Raw genomic sequence first — 15713 nt, 5'->3', positions numbered from 1 at the left:
GTCGGCGAACCGATGCACAGGTATGTAAAAGTTGACAGTGATGACTACCGACGAATCGATCACCATCCGCACCGCCACCGACGACGACTGGGATTCGGTCGCGCTGCTCGACGCGCATGCGTTCGGTGAGCACCAGAACGCCGAGGACCTGGCGGAGACGCAGATCCTGACCAAGTCCGAGCACGTCTACTTGGCATGGGACGGGCAGACCCCGGTCGGGGTCGCCATGCATTTCCCGATGTCGGTGACCGTTCCCGGCGGCGCCCAACTGGAGGCGTCCGGTGTTTCCTGGGTCTCTGTGGCCCCGACGCATCGCCGACGCGGCATCCTGCGATCGATATTCACCCAGCAGCACCGCGCCCTGAACGACGCCGGGGCCCCGTTGTCGCTGCTGACGGCCAGCGAGGCGACCATCTACGGACGCTTCGGGTACGGGCCGGTGACCGAGGAGATCAGCGTCTCCATCGATCGCCGGTTCGCTCAGTTCCGCAAGGACGCTCCCCCGGCGACGGGCGTGCGGCTGATCGAATCGGCCGAGGCCGCCGAACTGCTCCCCGACATCTACCACCGGTGGCAGCAGCAGACCGCAGGCGCTCAGCCCAAGCCGCCGATCCGCTGGGAGCGATTCTTCGCCGATCGCGAGAATCGACGCGGTGGCCTGACGGCATTGTTCTTCATCGTTCATCCCGACGGTTACGTCGCCTACCGCCGCGGCACGAATCCGAGCCGAGTGGTGGTGCAGGAATTCATCGCTGTGACCGACGAGGCCTACGCCGCGATGTGGCAGATTCTCATCGGAGTGGACCTGGTGGACACCATCGAGGTCCGGCAGTCACGCGACGAAGCTCTGCCGTTCCTGTTGACGAACAATCGACTTCCGAAGGTGACCGCCCACCACGACGCGTTGTGGGCCCGCATCATGGATGTCCGGGCGGCGCTCGAAGCGCGCACCTATGCCCTCGACACCTCGCTGATCATCGCCGTGCGCGATCCTTTCCTCGACGCAGGCGGTACCTACTCCTTCGACGTGACCGACGGCAGGGCCACCTGCACGCGCGTCGAATCCGAACCGGACATCGAACTGGACATCGACGTGCTGGCCAGCATCTACTTCGGGACCCACCGAGCCCGGTTGTTCGCTGCGGCCAACCGTCTCACCGCTCGTGACGAAGCATCACTGCATGCACTGGATCTGACGTTCGGAACGCCTCGCCCGGCCGTCATGGGGTGGGCTTTCTAGCGCACGGGTGCAGCCAACCCGTGAGTGAAGGCGAAATGCACCGCCTGAGCCCGGTCACGTAGTTCTGCCTTGGCGAACAGATGATTGATGTGCGTCTTGACTGTCGCCTCGCTGACGAACATCTGCTGCGCGATCTCACGGTTGGACAGACCGGCGGCGATGGCCCGCAGCACGTCCACCTCGCGTGGCGTCAATCCCGCTGGGATCGGTGTCGTTCGGGGCGGGTCGACGGCCTCGAGCAACCGCGCTTGCACGTGCGGGTTGAGCACCGCCTGCCCAGCTGCCGCCGCCCGCAACGCTGCCCCGATCTCGACCCGTCCGGCATCCTTGGTGAGGTAGCCACGCGCACCGGCACCGAGAGCGTCGAGGATCGAGCGCTCGTCGGAGAATGTCGTCAACACGACGACAGGCAGATCGGGGAACATGCTTTTCAGGATTCGCGTCGCCTCGATACCGTCGGTGCCCGGCATTCTGAGATCCATCAGCACCACGTCCACGCCGCCGCCATCCATCGCCGCTTGCACCTCGGCCACGGCGGCAGCTCCGTCCGATGCGGTGGCGACGACGCAGATGTCCGGGATCAGGTCCAACATCACCGCCAACGCCTCGCGTACCGACGTCTGATCGTCGGCGATCACTATCCGAATGCTCATCTTTCGGCCTCCGTGTCGGTCTCGGTGCTGTGGTGCAGGGGAACCGAAGCACGCACGATCCATCCTCGCCCATCCGGACCGGCGGTGACGGTACCGCCGACGAGGGCGGCCCGTTCTCGCATACCGATCAGGCCCATCCCGGTGCTCTCGATCGGGTCGGTGGGCGATGGTGCCAGGCCGTTCGCCACCGAGAGCTCGACGTCCTCCGACCCGAACCGAAGCACCACCGTCACCGGCGCTCCTGGTGCATGGTTACGGGCATTGGTGAGCGCTTCCTGCGCGCACCGAATGAGGAACTGGGACTCCGGCGTATCGATGTCCCTGGCGGTGCCTCGAACTTCGAGACTCGCGTCATCGCCCACGAGAGCAGCCAATGTGGGTACGAGGGGCAGCGCATCCTGACGCAAAGTCTGTACGGCCCTGCGGGTTTCGGTGAGTCCCTCTCGAACGAGGCTCTGCGCCTTGCCCATCGCCGCTCTGGCCTCTGCCGTCCGGCCTGCGTCGAGCAACGCGTCGGCCACCTCGAGTTGCATGTTCACCCCCGACAGCGAGTGGGCGAGGACGTCGTGGATGTCGCGGGCGATGCGGGCTCGCTCGGCCAGTGCATGCTCGCGGAGTTCGGCATCGGTGGCCCGGCGCGCATTGCGTAACGCCTCGTATCGACTGCGTCGGGAGTATCCGATCAACACCGGCCAACCCGCGAACAGCCCTGCAGCCCAAGGCCATCCGTCGATACCGTTGCGTGCGGCAAGCCAGAGCGCAGCCGAGCATGCCACACTGATCGCGATCGCGAACGGAAACGACACCGAGGGCTTGAATCGCCACCCTGCATGTCCGGCGATCAGAAACGGAAACAGAGTGGCTGTAGCGGTACCGTCCACGGCCAGAATCGTCGCCGATGCGATGAGCGCGACACCCGCGCCCGCCAGTGACAGCCGAGGACCGACGAACCGCTGTGGGATCGCCGAGGCCAACAGCAGGGCACTGTTGACGACGAGCAGCGCGAGGATGTACGGATTGCCCAGATCCGACGTGGCGAACGCAGCGACGATGGCAATGACCGCAACATACGGCCGGCTCGACAGCCTGAGGCTGTCGAGCGCGGGTAACCGTACGCCGGGTGTGGACGAGGTCACCGAATCTTCGACCCTCCACCGCGAACCCGATTGTGCATATCGGCCAGCGTAGGCGAGACGGTGTGACCACCGGACTTGTCGGCGCGCCAGACGATGGTCGCGTCCGAGTGCATCGCGCGGTAGAGCACGACGACCGACTCGGCGAGAAATCCGATGCCCACGGCCATCATGGTGGCCTGGCCTGCCGCGGACGCGGCCGTGGGATCGATCGCGCTCTCCACCGAAATCAGCAGCACCCGGGCGGCGATCGCGGCGATCCACAATCCGACCGATGCGATGGAATAGCGCATCCACGCCGTCCCGTCACGCTCGGTGATTCTGACGGTGTAGCCGCGCACCAGGCCGAAGCCGATGCCGACGATGCAGCCGAGCAGCAGGAAGCCGATGGCGGTGGCCGACAGGGTCGCGGAGTTCAGTGAAGCCAGACCGATGACGGTGAGAATCGCCGGCAGCACCAGCATGCGCCGGGCTTCCATGAGCTGGCCGGTCATACGCCGCACCAGCAGATATCCGACCAGGAGGACTACGAGAGCAATCATTGCGAGGTTCATGGCAGCAACGCTACGAAGATCGCAGTGGTGGCGAATCGACCCACGGGTGGAGATCGGGTGGAGAAGGCAGATCATGACGTTTGTCATGGGTCGCCCATGACGGTGTCACTTCAGGTGATGATGCGGCGCACTGTTTTCGGTGGTTCGACGGCAGCAGACTTGCAGTCATGAAACAACCAGACGAAGGAAACCTGTTCACCGATCTGATGGAGTTCGGACCGGCTCCCACGATGGCGCGTGAAATCGTCGTCATCGTCATCAGTATTGCCATTCTCGCCGTGTTGTTCGCGATCGTCGGTACAGGACTTCCGGCGTTCATCGCTCTCGGCGTCATCGTTGTCTTCATGGGCGTGCGGTTCGTCATCGGCCTGCGCCAGTGGGGACGGCAGTGATGACCGTCATCGACGTCGACGCGATGACTCGGCGCTACGGTTCGGGCAAGAACGCCTACGAGGCCGTCAAGGCCTTGGACCTGCAGGTCGCCGAGGGTGAGTTGTTCGGACTTCTCGGCACCAACGGTGCGGGAAAGACGTCCACTCTCGAAGTGATTCAGGGTCTCTCGCGGCCGAGTTCGGGCACGGTGCGGATCATGGGTATGGATCCGGTGTCCGATCGCCGCACGATTCGACCGTCCCTCGGCATCATGTTGCAGAAGGGCGGCCTGCCTCAGGACCTGACCACCACCGAAAGTTTGCGGATGTGGGCAGGCACGTGCAGTGATCCGTTGCCGGTCGCCGACGTACTCGGCCGCGTCGATCTCGCGGGCCGCGCCGATACCCGAGTGAAGTTCCTCTCCGGCGGCGAGCAGCGCAGGCTGGATCTGGCCTGCGCGATCATCAGCCGTCCGCGCATCCTGTTCCTGGACGAGCCGACCACCGGCCTCGATCCCGAAAGTCGCCGCAACACCTGGCATTTGATTCAGGAACTCAAGGACTCCGGCGTGACGATCATGTTGACGACGCACTACCTGGACGAGGCCGAGTCCCTGTGCGATCGACTGGCGATCATGCACCGCGGCAGTGTCGTTCGCAGTGGCACGGTGGACGAGGTGGTCGCAGACCATCCGGCGAAGATCGAGTTGAAGGTGCCGGCCAGGGCACTACCGTCGCTGCCGGGTACGTCGATCGACGTTGCGGGAGAGACCGTTTCCATTCAGACCGCCTCGGTGCAGGAGACCCTCACCGATCTGCTGATGTGGGCCCGCGAACACGAGGTGACACTGCACGGTCTCGACGCCCGAGCCGCGTCACTGGAGACCGTGTTCCTTTCCATCGCAGACGATATCGACAACCCGGATGTCGATCGTCCCGCTATCGAGAACAACGAGGTGATGAGCGCATGAGCACGATGACGGCCCTGTCGCGAGCAGAGTTCACGCTACTAGGACGCAACAGAGTACTGCTGTTCAACGCGATCGTCATGCCGCTGGTGCTGCCGATCGTCCTGCTGATCATCGGCAGTCGAGGCGACGGCGGATTGACCGATGTAGGAGTCGCAGCTGCGTTGGAGATCTTCGTCCTGTTCCTGTTGGTGTTCATGGTGTACTACAACATGCTCTCGGTGTACGCCACGCGGCGAGACGAGTTGGTACTCAAAAGACTTCGTACGGGCGAAAGCTCGGACCTACAGATCCTCATGGGCCCGGCGGTACCCTCGTTCGTTCTCACCGTCGCCCTCGGCCTGATCGTCGGTGCGGTCGTGCTTGCCTTCGGTGGCCCGGTTCCCACCAACGTGTTGCTCGTCGCGGTTGCCCTACTGGGCGGTGCGGCACTGTTCGCCGCACTGGCCCTGATCACCTCGGCCTTCACCCGCAACGCCGAGGCGGCGCAGATCACCAGCCTGCCGGTGATCCTGCTCGCCATGGCCGGCTCGTCACTGCTACGCGACGTGCTGCCGGACTCGTTCAGCAGGGCCATCGATCTCACCCCGATGGCCGCGGTCTCGGATCTGTTGAATCTGGGCTGGTTCGGCACCACCACGCCCGGCGACCCGTCGATCGGATTCGCTGCCACCTTCACCGAAGCGGGAATGCCGGTGGTGGTCATGCTCGCCTGGATCATCGGGAGCATCCTGATCGCTCGTACGCACTTCCGTTGGGAACCACGGTCCTGAAAATCGCCCGTTTTCTCGTCCGTCTGCAAGGCTGGAGATCATGAAGCTGTACGAGTACCTCAACCCACTGCACGGCTGGAAGGACAGCAGTGACGTGGAGAAGGTGCGCCTCTACACGCGCCAGTCGTTCCTGGTGATCATCGTCGCCGTCGCAGGCGGAGCAATCGGGATATCGGTGCAGGAAGCGCGCCACCTGTCCTCGGTAGCGATGGCCGTGGCTGCCGCAGCCGCTTTCGTCGTCGTACAGCGCACTCCCGCACTCGGCGGTATGCCCAACGCGAGCGTTCGGAGCCCGCTGATCATTCTCGGCGTCGCCGCAGTGGTGTTGATTGCCGCGGGGCCTACGAGCAATACACCGTGGGCCGCCGTACTGGTCACCACCGCGGTGGCGGCGTTCATCGCACTTCGATGGTCGGTGGCGGCCGCCGTGGTCTCCGCAGTACTTGCAGCGGCTCTGGGAACCCCACCACTCCAAGCTGCGGTACTCGGACTCTTCATCGCGTTCATGGCCGTCACCGTACGACTGTCGGTATGGCTGTTGCGTATCGTCACCGAGCTCGACGCCACCCGCGATGCCGCCGCCGCACTGTCGGTAGCCGAGGAGCGTCTGCGGTTCTCGCGAGATCTGCACGATGTCGTCGGACGAGCGCTCTCTGCTATCGCGGTCAAGAGCGAACTCGCTGCGACGCTCGCTCGCCGGGGTGACGATCGAGCGGCGTCCCAGATGGACGAGGTTCGCCTGCTGGCCCAGGAATCGATGACCGACACCAGGAATCTGGTACGGGGGTACCGATCGGTCGACGTGGCCGCCGAGTTGGACGGGGCTCGATCGTTGCTGTCCGCGGCGGGCATCTCCACCGAATTGGTCGGCGGGACAGCGAATCTCACCGATCGAGCTGCTGAGGCCGCGGCCTGGGTGGTGCGGGAGGGCGTGACGAATATTCTTCGCCACTCCGCCGCCACCTATGCGCGGATCGAGTTGACCGACAGCAGCGTCCGATTGAGCAACGACCACCCCCGGGCATCTCCTGGCCGCAACGACGGCACCGGGTTGAGCGGTCTGCGCGAGCGATTGGCCACGGTCGGCGGCATCCTGAACACCGAGACGACCGACGAGCAGTTCACCCTCACTGCGACACTGCCCACTGCGAGCTCCAGGCAGGAGTGATGCCTGCGCAACGACCCGACAAGGACGGCATCGTGATTCGAGTGCTACTGGCCGACGACGAAAATCTGATTCGATCGGCGCTGGCGACGATGCTGGATCTGGAGGACGACATCGAGATAGTCGGTGAAGCCGAATCCGGAGAACAGGCGCTGAGCGACGCTGCCGCGCTCTCACCCGATGTCGCCGTCCTGGACCTGCAGATGGGCGGGATCGACGGCATCGAGACGGCCCAGAAGATCGCCGAGACACTGCCGACCTGTGCGTCGATCATCGTCACCAGTCACGGCCGGCCGGGCTATCTGAAGAAGGCGCTCGAGGCGGGGGTGCGGGGCTTCCTGCCGAAGACCACCTCGGCTGCGACCCTGGCCGAGGTGGTGCGCACGGTGCACGGCGGTGGTCGGTACGTCGACCCCACTCTGGCCGCCGAGGCGATCGGTGCAGGCGACTCACCTCTGACACCTCGCGAGGCCGATGTGCTCGAGTTCGCCGCCGACGGCGCGTCGATCGCCGAGATCGCGCAGCGTGCACATCTGTCGCCGGGCACCACCCGCAACTATCTGTCGTCGGCGGCCGCGAAGCTGGGAGCCGCCAACCGGCACGAGGCCTGCGCACTCGCCCGCCGCCACGGGTGGATCTGACCGTCTCACACCTTGGCCGTGGCCGTCACCGTGTCGAGGGTCGGCAGCCGTCGACCAGCAGCGCGTGGCACGAGGGTGATCCGTAAGTTGTTGTGCCGCAGTAGATATACCGAAGCAAATAGCCCCGTGGCCAGTGAGATGATACCGCCGAACAACAGCGGTGCACGCGGATCGAGCACGTCCGCGAGCCAGCCGAGAACTGGGCTGCCCAGCGGAGTTCCGCCGAGAAAACACAGCATGTAGATGCCCATCACCCGCCCCCGCATGTCCGAGGGCACCGACATCTGCAGAATGTTCATCGCCGACGTCGTGAACGTCAGAGTCAACGCTCCGGTGGGGATCAGCAGGACTGCCACCAGGATGTAATTGGGCATCATCCCCACGATCAGCTCGAACAGCCCGAAGGCGATGACGGCCCCGATGAACAGCCGCAATCGCGGAGCCGTTGCCCGCCGGGCAGCCAGCGTCGCCCCCGCCAGCGTGCCGACGGCAAGGGTGGTGGAGAGCAGACCGTATGCATCTGCTCCGCTGCCGAAGGTGTTGCGGGCCAGCACCGACAAGCTCAGGGGGAAATTGAGGCCGAATGTCGAGACCATGAACACCGTAGCGAGCAGGACCCGCAGATCACCCCTCCCCCAGACGTACCGAAAGCCCTCTCGCACCTGCCCTTTCGCTCGAGGTGCCGGTTCGACGCGGAACAGTTGAGCTACGTTCATCGCCACGAGCGCACCGAACACCGCTGCGAAAGAGACCGCATTGATCAGAAACACCCAGCCGGTGCCGACGAGGGTGATCAGCACCCCGGACACCGCCGGCCCGACGATGCGCGCCATGTTGAACGTCATGGAATTGAGGGCGATGGCATTTGCGAGGGTCTCTTTGCCGACCATCTCGATGGTGAACGATTGCCGCACCGGGGCGTCGATGGCGGACGAGCAACCGAGAACGAAGGCGATCACGTAGACGTGCCACAGCTCGACCAGGCCGCCGACGTCGAGGACTCCGAGCACCAGGCCGCAGACGCCGGCGAAGGCCTGGGTGATCATGAGGAGCTTGCGCTTGTCGTAGCGGTCCGCCAGCACGCCGCCCCAGACCGACAGGAACAGCGTCGGACCGAATTGCAGGGCCATCACCACGCCGACGGCAAAGCCGTTGCCGCCGGACAGCGTCAGGACGAGCCAGTCCTGTGCGACCCGCTGCATCCATGTCCCGATCAGCGAGACGATCTGCCCCGACGCCCACAATCGGTAGTTGCGAGTCTTCAGTGCAGCAAACATCGTCGAACGGGAGGTAGGGGAAGCAGGGGCCACCGTTCAAATAATAAACCTAGGTAACTACTCCGAGTCGCTGACCAAGGCGCTGATGATGTCCACGGCTTCTCTGAGGATGTCGAGTTGCTCGGGACCGAGGCCCGAGAGCTGCGCCGTCATCCATGCCTCGCGCGCACTGGCCTCGTCGGCGATCAGATCATTCCCCGCCTTCGAGAGCGACACGATCACCTGCCGCCCATCGGTGGGGTGTGGCGTACGCGCCACGAGACCGAGCTCGGCCAAGGACGCGATCACCCGCGTCATCGACGGTGGCTGCACTCTTTCGCGCGCAGCCAACGCCCCCGGCGTCATATCGCCCTCGCGACTGAGCGTGGCCAGAGCCGACAGCTGCGTCAGCGAGACTTGCGAGTCCACTCGCCTACCTCGAAGGTGGCGAGTCAGCCTCACCACAGCAAGCGATAGGTCACTTGCCAAAGCACGATGGTCTTTCACACTGTTTCCCGACGTCACAGCGCAGAGGATACGCCTTGGTACCGACCGCGCGTCATGTAACCGCCTCGGTAATGGGTCCGACGGCGAAATATGCCACAAACAGTAGTGCAACGATCCACAACAGGGGATGAACCGATTTCGCTCGACCGGACCCGACCGCGAGTACGACCCAGGTGATGAAACCGACGCCGATTCCGTTGGCGATCGAGTACGTGAACGGCATCACCACGATGGTCAGGAAGGCAGGCAGGGCGTAATCGAAGCGTCGGAAATCGATGTCGAGTACCTGCCCGATCATCAGCGCTCCCACCACCACCAGCGCCGGCGCTGCTGCCTCGATGGGCACGACGGCGGTGAGCGGCGTGAAGAACATCGCCAGCAAGAACAGCACTCCGGTGACGACATTGGCCAGCCCGGTGCGGGCACCCTCGGCGATGCCGGAGGCCGATTCGACGAACACCGTGTTCGACGACGCCGACGCGCCGCCTCCGACGATCGCCCCGGCACCCTCGACCACCAGAGCCTTGCCGATGTTCGGCAGCTTCCCGTCCTTGTCCAGATTCGCTTCCTTACCCAGACCGGTCATCGTGCCCATCGCGTCGAAGAAGTTGGCGAGCACGAGGGTGAACACCAACAGGCTTGCGGCCAGCACACCGATGCGCGTGAACGCTCCGAACAGATCGACATTGCCCACCAGAGCCAGATCAGGAGACTGGATCAGTTGGGTCGGCAGTTGCGGAACCGACAGATTCCACCCCTTGGGGTCGACGCCGTTGGACGGTCCGACGTCGGTGACGGCCTCGATGATCGCTGCGAAGACGGTCGTCACGACGATGCCGATCAGCAGACCGCCCCGCACCTTGCGCACCACCAGCACACCCATCAGCAGCAACCCGAACACGAAGATCACCGTCGGCCACGATGCGATGGACCCGTCGATTCCGAGCCCGACAGGAACCGTCGTGCCTGCGGCGTCGGGAATTCTGCGCACGAAGCCCGAGTCCACCAACCCGATGAACGCGATGAACGCACCGATGCCTGCGGCGATCGCGGCTTTGAGTTCGGCCGGGATCGCGTTGAAGACCGCGGTGCGGAAACCGGTCACCGCCAGCAGCACGATGATGATGCCGTCGATCACCACCAGACCCATTGCCTCGGGCCACGTCACCTGCGGTGCGATGGTCACCGCGAGCAACGTGTTGATGCCCAGGCCCGCCGCGATACCGAAGGGATAGTTGGCGATGACGCCGAAGGCGATGCTCATGAACCCGGCCACCAGCGCCGTCACGGCGGCGACCTGGGCGACCGGCAGGATGTTGCCGAGCACGTCGGTCTTGGCCGCTGCATCGTCGGCGGAGAAGCTGCCCAGAATCAGCGGGTTGAGGACCACGATGTACGCCATCGCAACGAAGGTGACCACGCCACCTCGGACCTCGGAACCGACGGTCGAGCCACGCTCGGTGATCTTGAAGTAGTTGTCGAGTAGCCGCGACGACAATTGCATGAGCGAACGATAAAGCACACTCCGACACTTCGGTAGCCGCAACGGCAGCGGCCGCCACTGGCGATGGCGTAGCGTGATTTCGTGGCCGAACTCCCCCAGATTCCGCGCAGCCTCACCGATCCGGTGCCGGTGCTGGCGATCGGAATCCTCGGCTGGATTGTCGCGCTGGTCGTGTTCACCGCCACTGGAGACCGCGACGACGATGTCCTCGCCACCTGTTGGTCGGGCCTCGCGGTCGGTGCCGTGGGGTTCGCGATCTTCTTGACGCAGAGAGCCGCGTCACGTCGCGGGAGCAGAACCGCCCAACGCGGCCTCGATTGAGATCCCGATCACGTTAGCCCGGTCACGAAACCTGCTCTGACGTGGGCAAACTAACCCGTCAGCCGGTTGAGTAACACAAAGTTAACGTGGACCATGGGTTATGTCAGTTCAGATAACCACTTGATCCACGAAAGCCAGGCCATGAAGCTCGTCGCTCAGTACCGCAACCGTCGCAACCACGTCCGCTCGCTCCGCGCCCTCTACGCACGCGCCAACGCTGTCTCCAGCCCGGCCATGCGCGACGAGTTGCTCGTCATCGCTCAGCGCTCGGATTTCTCGCGCTGATCAGCGTGAGAGCGTAAATCCAGCCCAGCCCCCACAGGGCACCGAACACCCAGCCGGCCAGCACGTCCGTGGTCCAATGCGCACCCAGGTAGATCCGAGAGAATCCGATCAGCAGGGACGCGATCACAGGCAACGCCAGTAGCACCGGCCGATGCAGCCACGCAGTGGCCGATCGCAGCATCACCGCGATCGCCACCGTGGCAAGCACCATCGACATCATCGCGTGGCCCGACGGAAACGAATGGCTCGCAATCTCCACCAACCGTTCCGGAAGCGGTGGACGCTCCCGCCCGAACGCGAATTTGAGCGCATTCATCAGACCCCAGCCGGTGAGCATCGCGGCCGCGACCATCCACGCGTCGACATTTCTCTTCGATGTCAGCAACGCCGCCCATGCCGCCGTCGACAACACGAACATCGCGAACGTGTTCCCTACTGTGGTGATGACCCAGAACACCGTCGTGACCCAGTCGACGCGGTGATCGACCATCCAGTTCAGTACCGCGGTGTCACACCCCACGGGGTCGCTCCCAACGCTCGGTGCAGTGCACGGTTCCGTCTTCGGTCACCCACCACGGAACGCTGTGCTCGCCGCTGACGGCTCCGGTCAGCCGCACCACCAGCTCGCGATGGATCACGAGCCCGCCCCGAGGCAGCGGCACGCCCATGACCGCGCAGGCCAGTACCGCTCCGGGTTCACGGTCCCACGAGCTGACGCGTCCCACGCCGAGCACTTCTGCACCGATCCCCTCCGACGCGGGCCTGATATCGAGGACGTCGGCGAGCGCGAGAGCGGTCACCATGTCCGAGAGCACAGCGACATCCGGTGGAACCACACTCGCCAGCCACGGCTTGTCGATCACCAACGCTCTCGACGCATCCACGACGATGCCGCCGAGGGTGCGGACGCGATCCGGTGGATCGATGTCGGAGACCTCGATCCGGCCTTCGGCAACAGCGGTAGCGACAAGGGTGTGGGTGCGCGCGATCACCGCGGGTGTCGGACTACGCTCCGGATCCGCGAGCGCTCGAAGGAGCACGCGCGCACAATCGACATCCTCACACTCCGAGGCACTGAGCACCGTCGCCAGTTCGTCCGCGCGCGGATGATCCAACGGATCGAGCAGCCCGGCGAACGTATCGTCGGACGGTGCCCTGAATTCGATCGGACGCCGATCGTGCAGCCGCGCATGACGCCTGAGCCACCACGCGGTATATCCGTTCCGATCAGTCAGAGCCGCACGGGTACTCGGGTCGTCCAGCAGCACGGTCAACGCCTCGGACCAGGCGTCCGAGGCCACGAGGTCGAGATCGCGCACCGCAACGAGCGCATCGGGCTCGACGGACAGACTCGACCACCACGCCGGCTCGTCGTCCAGATCGTGGTCGGGCCCGGTCGGTAGTTCGTCGCGCACCACCGACAATCCCCAGCCGACGCCCACTGCCCGCAGCGCCCGTTCACCGAACCGGTCCACCAGTGCAGGCGCGAGAACGCCGAAGGGTGAATCTCGCACCAGCAGATCGGCCAATGGCGCTCCGGGAAGCAACAACTCGTCCGCACTGCGCAGTTCGCCGTGCTCGTCCTGCAGTGGCAGGCCGCCGAGCCAGCCCGGTAATTCCCCGGCCTCCCCCGCCAGGGCGAGCACCGCGTGCACCAGAGTCTCGACGCTGTCGCGGTCGTCCCAGTCCAGATCGTCGAGGGCAGCCTCGAGCGCCGGATCCGTGAGCAACTCGAACGCGGTCGCCTCACGAGCGCCCAGCCGGGTGAGCAGTGGACTGACCGCATCCGGATGCACCAGCCGCACCCAGGTCACCGTAGCCGAGGCATCCGAACCGATCACCGTGGTACGCGGACCGGTGACAGTGCGCCCGTCCGCGAGCGGAACAGGCAGTGCGGCAAGCTCTTCCGCTGCAGTACCGTCCACGACGAGTGGGGCCAACGCGTCGAACAGTCGCTGCCACCAGCGCGGTTCGCGGTGCTGACCGCCGAGCAACTCCGCCAGTCCCGCCAGGCCGATTCGGTGCACCCCCACCGCGGCCAGCGCCGACGCGTGCCGCGCACCCGACAGCGCAGCGGTGACCAGATCGGGCACCACGTCGACCACCACCGAGACGAGTTCCTCGCCCGCATCCGCAACGACGTTCGACCTCTCCGGCACCAGATCGCGTCCCCGTGCACCGGGAAGCCATGGCTCGCAGGACAATCGACCGAAGATCAGGTCTCGCAACATGCCGTCGACCTCGCTGCGCGCAAATCCGACCTCGGGCACGAACGACACCCTCGACGCGGCAGGCAGCGAGGCAACGAAATCGGCATACCCGTGCGCCACCTCGTTCAGCGACACGCCAGGCAGCACGCGTCGACGGTCGGGCTGCATCGGCACATCGGCAATCACCAACGCAGGCAACGACAACAGCTCGTCCGACCGAGTGGGAGCTCGCAACACATCGGCATGCACGGGCACCGGAATTCCGTCGACCACCGGCGCGAGCCACCGCGCAGCGGGGGTGGTGAACTGCCGCCAGGTTCGCGCTCCGATCGCCACCTCGGTGCTTGTGTCGTCGAGTTCTGTTCTGATGCAGGTCATCACGACGCCGTCGATCTCGATCGAGTCCAGCGCCTCGAGTTCGAGCAGCAGATCCACCGCCTCGTCCGCGAAGCCGGAAGCGAAGGACTCGGCATCGACCTCCGGTCGCAGCGTCAACAGGATCTCGGTATCGAATCCCGCGGCAGGCGGTACCTCGACCGGCCAGGCCAGCCTCAGCACCGGCACTCCCGACTCCGGCACACTCATCCCTCGCCGGCCCAGGGCGTCGAGCGTTCTGCGTGCGCTGAACACCACACCACCCTGACGCGAGCGCACCTCGACCTCGTCGGACACCGACCGCACCGCAGTGAATCCAACCCCGAACTGCCCGACGCCCACATCTCCGGCAGTCTTGGCCGAGGCCCTCAGCGCGGTCAGCGCTTGGACACCCGAAACATCGAGCGCAGCACCGGTATTGGCAACGTGAACGGTACCGTCGCCATCGGTCCAGACCGCAAGCCTGCCCGGAACACCGGCACGTGCGGCCGCATCGGCGGCGTTCTGAGCCAGCTCCGTCAGCAGTCGATCCCGATAGCCACCGCGAACCAGATCCGACTCCGATGCCGAATCCTCACGCAACCGGGTAGGCGAGGAACTCCACGCCTGGAGAATCGACTCGCGCAGCGACCCGGTATCGAACGGATCGATCAGCTCGGTGATGCCGAGCCCTCGGCCTGGGCGTCATCTTCGGATCCGGCGCTATCGGACACGGCACTGTTGGACGCAGCGTCATCGGAACCAGCGCCATCGGAGTCGGCCGATTCCGGAGCTGGTGTTACCGGTGCCGTTGCTTCCGGTGCTGCTGATTCCGGTGCCGTTTCTTCGTTCTGCGTCGGCTCGGCCGCTTCAGGCGCGGCGGCCTCTGCTGTGGATGCCGTCTCTTCGGGGGCAGCTGTACCTTCCGGGGCAGCCGTCTCCACCGGGGTAGCAGGCTCTTCCTTCGGCACAGGCGATGCGATGACGTCGAGCGCCGCGTCGTCGTAGGGCTCGAATTGCGGTGACCCCGCGCCGGTGGGGAGTTCGGTGTCCGAATGTGCTCCACATCCGTACTCGGCGTGCACCACACGACCGTCGGCGGCGAACTCGTTGCCGCACACCCCGAATGCTGCGGACAGCGACCCGGCGATGGGCAGGTAGAAACCGCAGCGCCCACACGTCGACGGTGCTGCCTTGGCCATCTCGGTATCGGGGCCGAAATCTCCGTCGTGCCAGCGCTGAGCGGCGTCGAGTCGTCCTTCGAGGCTGGTGACCTGCTTGCGGCCCAGACCTATTTCACCGGCCACCTCATCGATGGCAGGATCACCGGACTCGACGTATCCCGGTACGAGGCGCGGGTCGTCGCGGCGCGGAGACAGTAGATCGCCCGGACCCAGATCGCCGGGACGAATCCGTTCGTCCCAGGGCACCCAGCTCGGCGCAACGAGAGCGTCGGGGCCGGGCAGCAGAACCAACTCACTGACCGTGGCGTGATCCGCGTCCTCGGGGGCGGCGACCACGACGGCCCATTGCCACCCTCGGTACCCCTCGAGATCACTGGCGAATCGGTGGGTGGCTGCGCTGGCATCCTCGACGGTCACCCCGAGGTACTCGCCGATACCTGCCTCTCCCAAGTCGAGCAGAGCCTGCCGCGCGAGGTCCACGGCATCGGCCAAGACGGGGCGGATGGAATCGAGCTCTGGAGAAGATGCGAAACTCACACATTCAGTTTGCCGCATCGACTCGGTGACGCCCAGTTCGGGCTGCCATCATGGATG

17 protein-coding genes are annotated in these 15713 nt (G+C 65.1%); 8 read left to right on the top strand and 9 right to left on the bottom strand.

What is annotated here, in order from left to right; genetic code table 11:
• The first annotated feature begins 40 nt into the window (after nt 1-40).
• A complete protein-coding gene (locus tag J1M87_RS04120; RefSeq protein ID WP_206488052.1) occupies nt 41-1240 on the top strand; it encodes a GNAT family N-acetyltransferase in 1200 nt (399 codons plus the stop codon).
• Here J1M87_RS04120 and J1M87_RS04115 read toward each other — a convergent pair.
• Genes J1M87_RS04115 through J1M87_RS04105 form a run of 3 tightly spaced genes read right to left on the bottom strand, consistent with a single transcriptional unit; the run spans nt 1237 to nt 3580 of the window.
• Nucleotides 1237-1893, bottom strand: a complete 657-nt coding sequence (locus J1M87_RS04115; RefSeq protein WP_206488050.1) for a response regulator — start codon at nt 1891-1893, stop codon at nt 1237-1239. The two genes, J1M87_RS04120 and J1M87_RS04115, sit on opposite strands and share 4 nt — an antisense overlap.
• Nucleotides 1890-3029, bottom strand: coding sequence for a sensor histidine kinase (locus J1M87_RS04110; RefSeq protein ID WP_206488049.1), 1140 nt, complete (start codon nt 3027-3029; stop codon nt 1890-1892). Before J1M87_RS04110 ends, J1M87_RS04115 begins: the two co-directional genes overlap by 4 nt.
• Nucleotides 3026-3580 carry a DUF1453 family protein gene (locus J1M87_RS04105; RefSeq protein WP_206488047.1) on the bottom strand — a complete coding sequence of 185 codons (555 nt, stop codon included), beginning with the start codon at nt 3578-3580 and terminating at the stop codon, nt 3026-3028. The genes J1M87_RS04110 and J1M87_RS04105 overlap by 4 nt, the downstream gene beginning before the upstream one ends.
• A 167-nt stretch (nt 3581-3747) precedes the next feature.
• Between J1M87_RS04105 and J1M87_RS04100 the strand changes: the two genes are divergently transcribed.
• Genes J1M87_RS04100 through J1M87_RS04080 form a run of 5 tightly spaced genes read left to right on the top strand, consistent with a single transcriptional unit; the run spans nt 3748 to nt 7498 of the window.
• The gene (locus J1M87_RS04100; RefSeq protein ID WP_206488045.1) at nt 3748-3972 is read left to right on the top strand and encodes a hypothetical protein; all 225 of its coding nucleotides are present in this window, start codon (nt 3748-3750) and stop codon (nt 3970-3972) included.
• Nucleotides 3972-4922 carry an ABC transporter ATP-binding protein gene (locus J1M87_RS04095; protein WP_206488043.1) on the top strand — a complete coding sequence of 317 codons (951 nt, stop codon included), beginning with the start codon at nt 3972-3974 and terminating at the stop codon, nt 4920-4922. Before J1M87_RS04100 ends, J1M87_RS04095 begins: the two co-directional genes overlap by 1 nt.
• Nucleotides 4919-5692, top strand: coding sequence for an ABC transporter permease (locus J1M87_RS04090; RefSeq protein ID WP_206488041.1), 774 nt, complete (start codon nt 4919-4921; stop codon nt 5690-5692). The genes J1M87_RS04095 and J1M87_RS04090 overlap by 4 nt, the downstream gene beginning before the upstream one ends.
• A 40-nt stretch (nt 5693-5732) precedes the next feature.
• Entirely contained in the window at nt 5733-6860 is a 1128-nt protein-coding gene (locus J1M87_RS04085) for a sensor histidine kinase (protein ID WP_206488038.1), read from the top strand.
• A complete protein-coding gene (locus J1M87_RS04080) occupies nt 6860-7498 on the top strand; it encodes a response regulator transcription factor (RefSeq protein WP_241256314.1) in 639 nt (212 codons plus the stop codon). Before J1M87_RS04085 ends, J1M87_RS04080 begins: the two co-directional genes overlap by 1 nt.
• A gap of 5 nt (nt 7499-7503) precedes the next feature.
• Here J1M87_RS04080 and J1M87_RS04075 read toward each other — a convergent pair whose 3' ends face one another.
• The 3 genes from J1M87_RS04075 to J1M87_RS04065 are packed head-to-tail and all read right to left on the bottom strand — an operon-like array spanning nt 7504 to nt 10765.
• Nucleotides 7504-8775 (bottom strand): MFS transporter, encoded by a 1272-nt coding sequence (locus J1M87_RS04075; RefSeq protein ID WP_206488036.1) that lies wholly within the window; start codon nt 8773-8775, stop codon nt 7504-7506.
• A 57-nt stretch (nt 8776-8832) separates the two neighbouring features.
• Nucleotides 8833-9261 (bottom strand): MarR family winged helix-turn-helix transcriptional regulator, encoded by a 429-nt coding sequence (locus J1M87_RS04070; protein ID WP_206488761.1) that lies wholly within the window; start codon nt 9259-9261, stop codon nt 8833-8835.
• A gap of 52 nt (nt 9262-9313) precedes the next feature.
• Nucleotides 9314-10765: an NCS2 family permease gene (locus J1M87_RS04065; protein WP_206488034.1), complete on the bottom strand. Its 1452-nt coding sequence runs from the start codon at nt 10763-10765 to the stop codon at nt 9314-9316.
• Between the two features lie 81 nt (nt 10766-10846).
• On the opposite strand from J1M87_RS04065, the gene J1M87_RS04060 reads away from it, so the two are divergent.
• Complete coding sequence (locus tag J1M87_RS04060) at nt 10847-11086, top strand: DUF2530 domain-containing protein (RefSeq protein WP_206488032.1); 240 nt, start codon at nt 10847-10849, stop codon at nt 11084-11086.
• Nucleotides 11087-11227: 141 nt separating this feature from the next.
• Nucleotides 11228-11371 carry a hypothetical protein gene (locus tag J1M87_RS04055; RefSeq protein ID WP_198289516.1) on the top strand — a complete coding sequence of 48 codons (144 nt, stop codon included), beginning with the start codon at nt 11228-11230 and terminating at the stop codon, nt 11369-11371.
• On the opposite strand, the gene J1M87_RS04050 is transcribed toward J1M87_RS04055, so the two are convergent.
• From J1M87_RS04050 to J1M87_RS04040, 3 genes are all read right to left on the bottom strand, one after another.
• On the bottom strand, nt 11340-11891 hold the full coding sequence (locus J1M87_RS04050; protein ID WP_307830725.1) for a phosphatase PAP2 family protein: 552 nt from the start codon (nt 11889-11891) through the stop codon (nt 11340-11342). The two genes, J1M87_RS04055 and J1M87_RS04050, sit on opposite strands and share 32 nt — an antisense overlap.
• Nucleotides 11881-14538, bottom strand: a complete 2658-nt coding sequence (locus J1M87_RS04045; protein ID WP_374222348.1) for a sacsin N-terminal ATP-binding-like domain-containing protein — start codon at nt 14536-14538, stop codon at nt 11881-11883. The genes J1M87_RS04050 and J1M87_RS04045 overlap by 11 nt, the downstream gene beginning before the upstream one ends.
• Nucleotides 14539-14606: 68 nt before the next feature.
• Nucleotides 14607-15674: a DUF3027 domain-containing protein gene (locus J1M87_RS04040; protein ID WP_206488031.1), complete on the bottom strand. Its 1068-nt coding sequence runs from the start codon at nt 15672-15674 to the stop codon at nt 14607-14609.
• Nucleotides 15675-15713: the final 39 nt, after the last annotated feature.

The sequence above is a fragment of the Rhodococcus sp. KRD162 genome (genome assembly GCF_017168335.1).
GTDB lineage: Bacteria > Actinomycetota > Actinomycetes > Mycobacteriales > Mycobacteriaceae > Rhodococcoides.
This window is presented reverse-complemented; position numbering and strand designations above follow the sequence as displayed.

Bases quoted from the DNA above. Each gene is read 5' to 3' on its own strand.
- J1M87_RS04065 (WP_206488034.1), bottom strand. From the start codon at position 10,765: ATGCAATTGTCGTCGCGGCTACTCGACAACTACTTCAAGATCACCGAG.
- J1M87_RS04080 (WP_241256314.1), top strand. From the start codon at position 6,860: ATGCCTGCGCAACGACCCGACAAGGACGGCATCGTGATTCGAGTGCTA.
- J1M87_RS04075 (WP_206488036.1), bottom strand. From the start codon at position 8,775: ATGTTTGCTGCACTGAAGACTCGCAACTACCGATTGTGGGCGTCGGGG.
- J1M87_RS04100 (WP_206488045.1), top strand. From the start codon at position 3,748: ATGAAACAACCAGACGAAGGAAACCTGTTCACCGATCTGATGGAGTTC.
- J1M87_RS04105 (WP_206488047.1), bottom strand. From the start codon at position 3,580: ATGAACCTCGCAATGATTGCTCTCGTAGTCCTCCTGGTCGGATATCTG.
- J1M87_RS04115 (WP_206488050.1), bottom strand. From the start codon at position 1,893: ATGAGCATTCGGATAGTGATCGCCGACGATCAGACGTCGGTACGCGAG.
- J1M87_RS04085 (WP_206488038.1), top strand. From the start codon at position 5,733: ATGAAGCTGTACGAGTACCTCAACCCACTGCACGGCTGGAAGGACAGC.
- J1M87_RS04055 (WP_198289516.1), top strand. From the start codon at position 11,228: ATGAAGCTCGTCGCTCAGTACCGCAACCGTCGCAACCACGTCCGCTCG.
- J1M87_RS04095 (WP_206488043.1), top strand. From the start codon at position 3,972: ATGACCGTCATCGACGTCGACGCGATGACTCGGCGCTACGGTTCGGGC.
- J1M87_RS04040 (WP_206488031.1), bottom strand. From the start codon at position 15,674: ATGCGGCAAACTGAATGTGTGAGTTTCGCATCTTCTCCAGAGCTCGAT.
- J1M87_RS04120 (WP_206488052.1), top strand. From the start codon at position 41: ATGACTACCGACGAATCGATCACCATCCGCACCGCCACCGACGACGAC.
- J1M87_RS04090 (WP_206488041.1), top strand. From the start codon at position 4,919: ATGAGCACGATGACGGCCCTGTCGCGAGCAGAGTTCACGCTACTAGGA.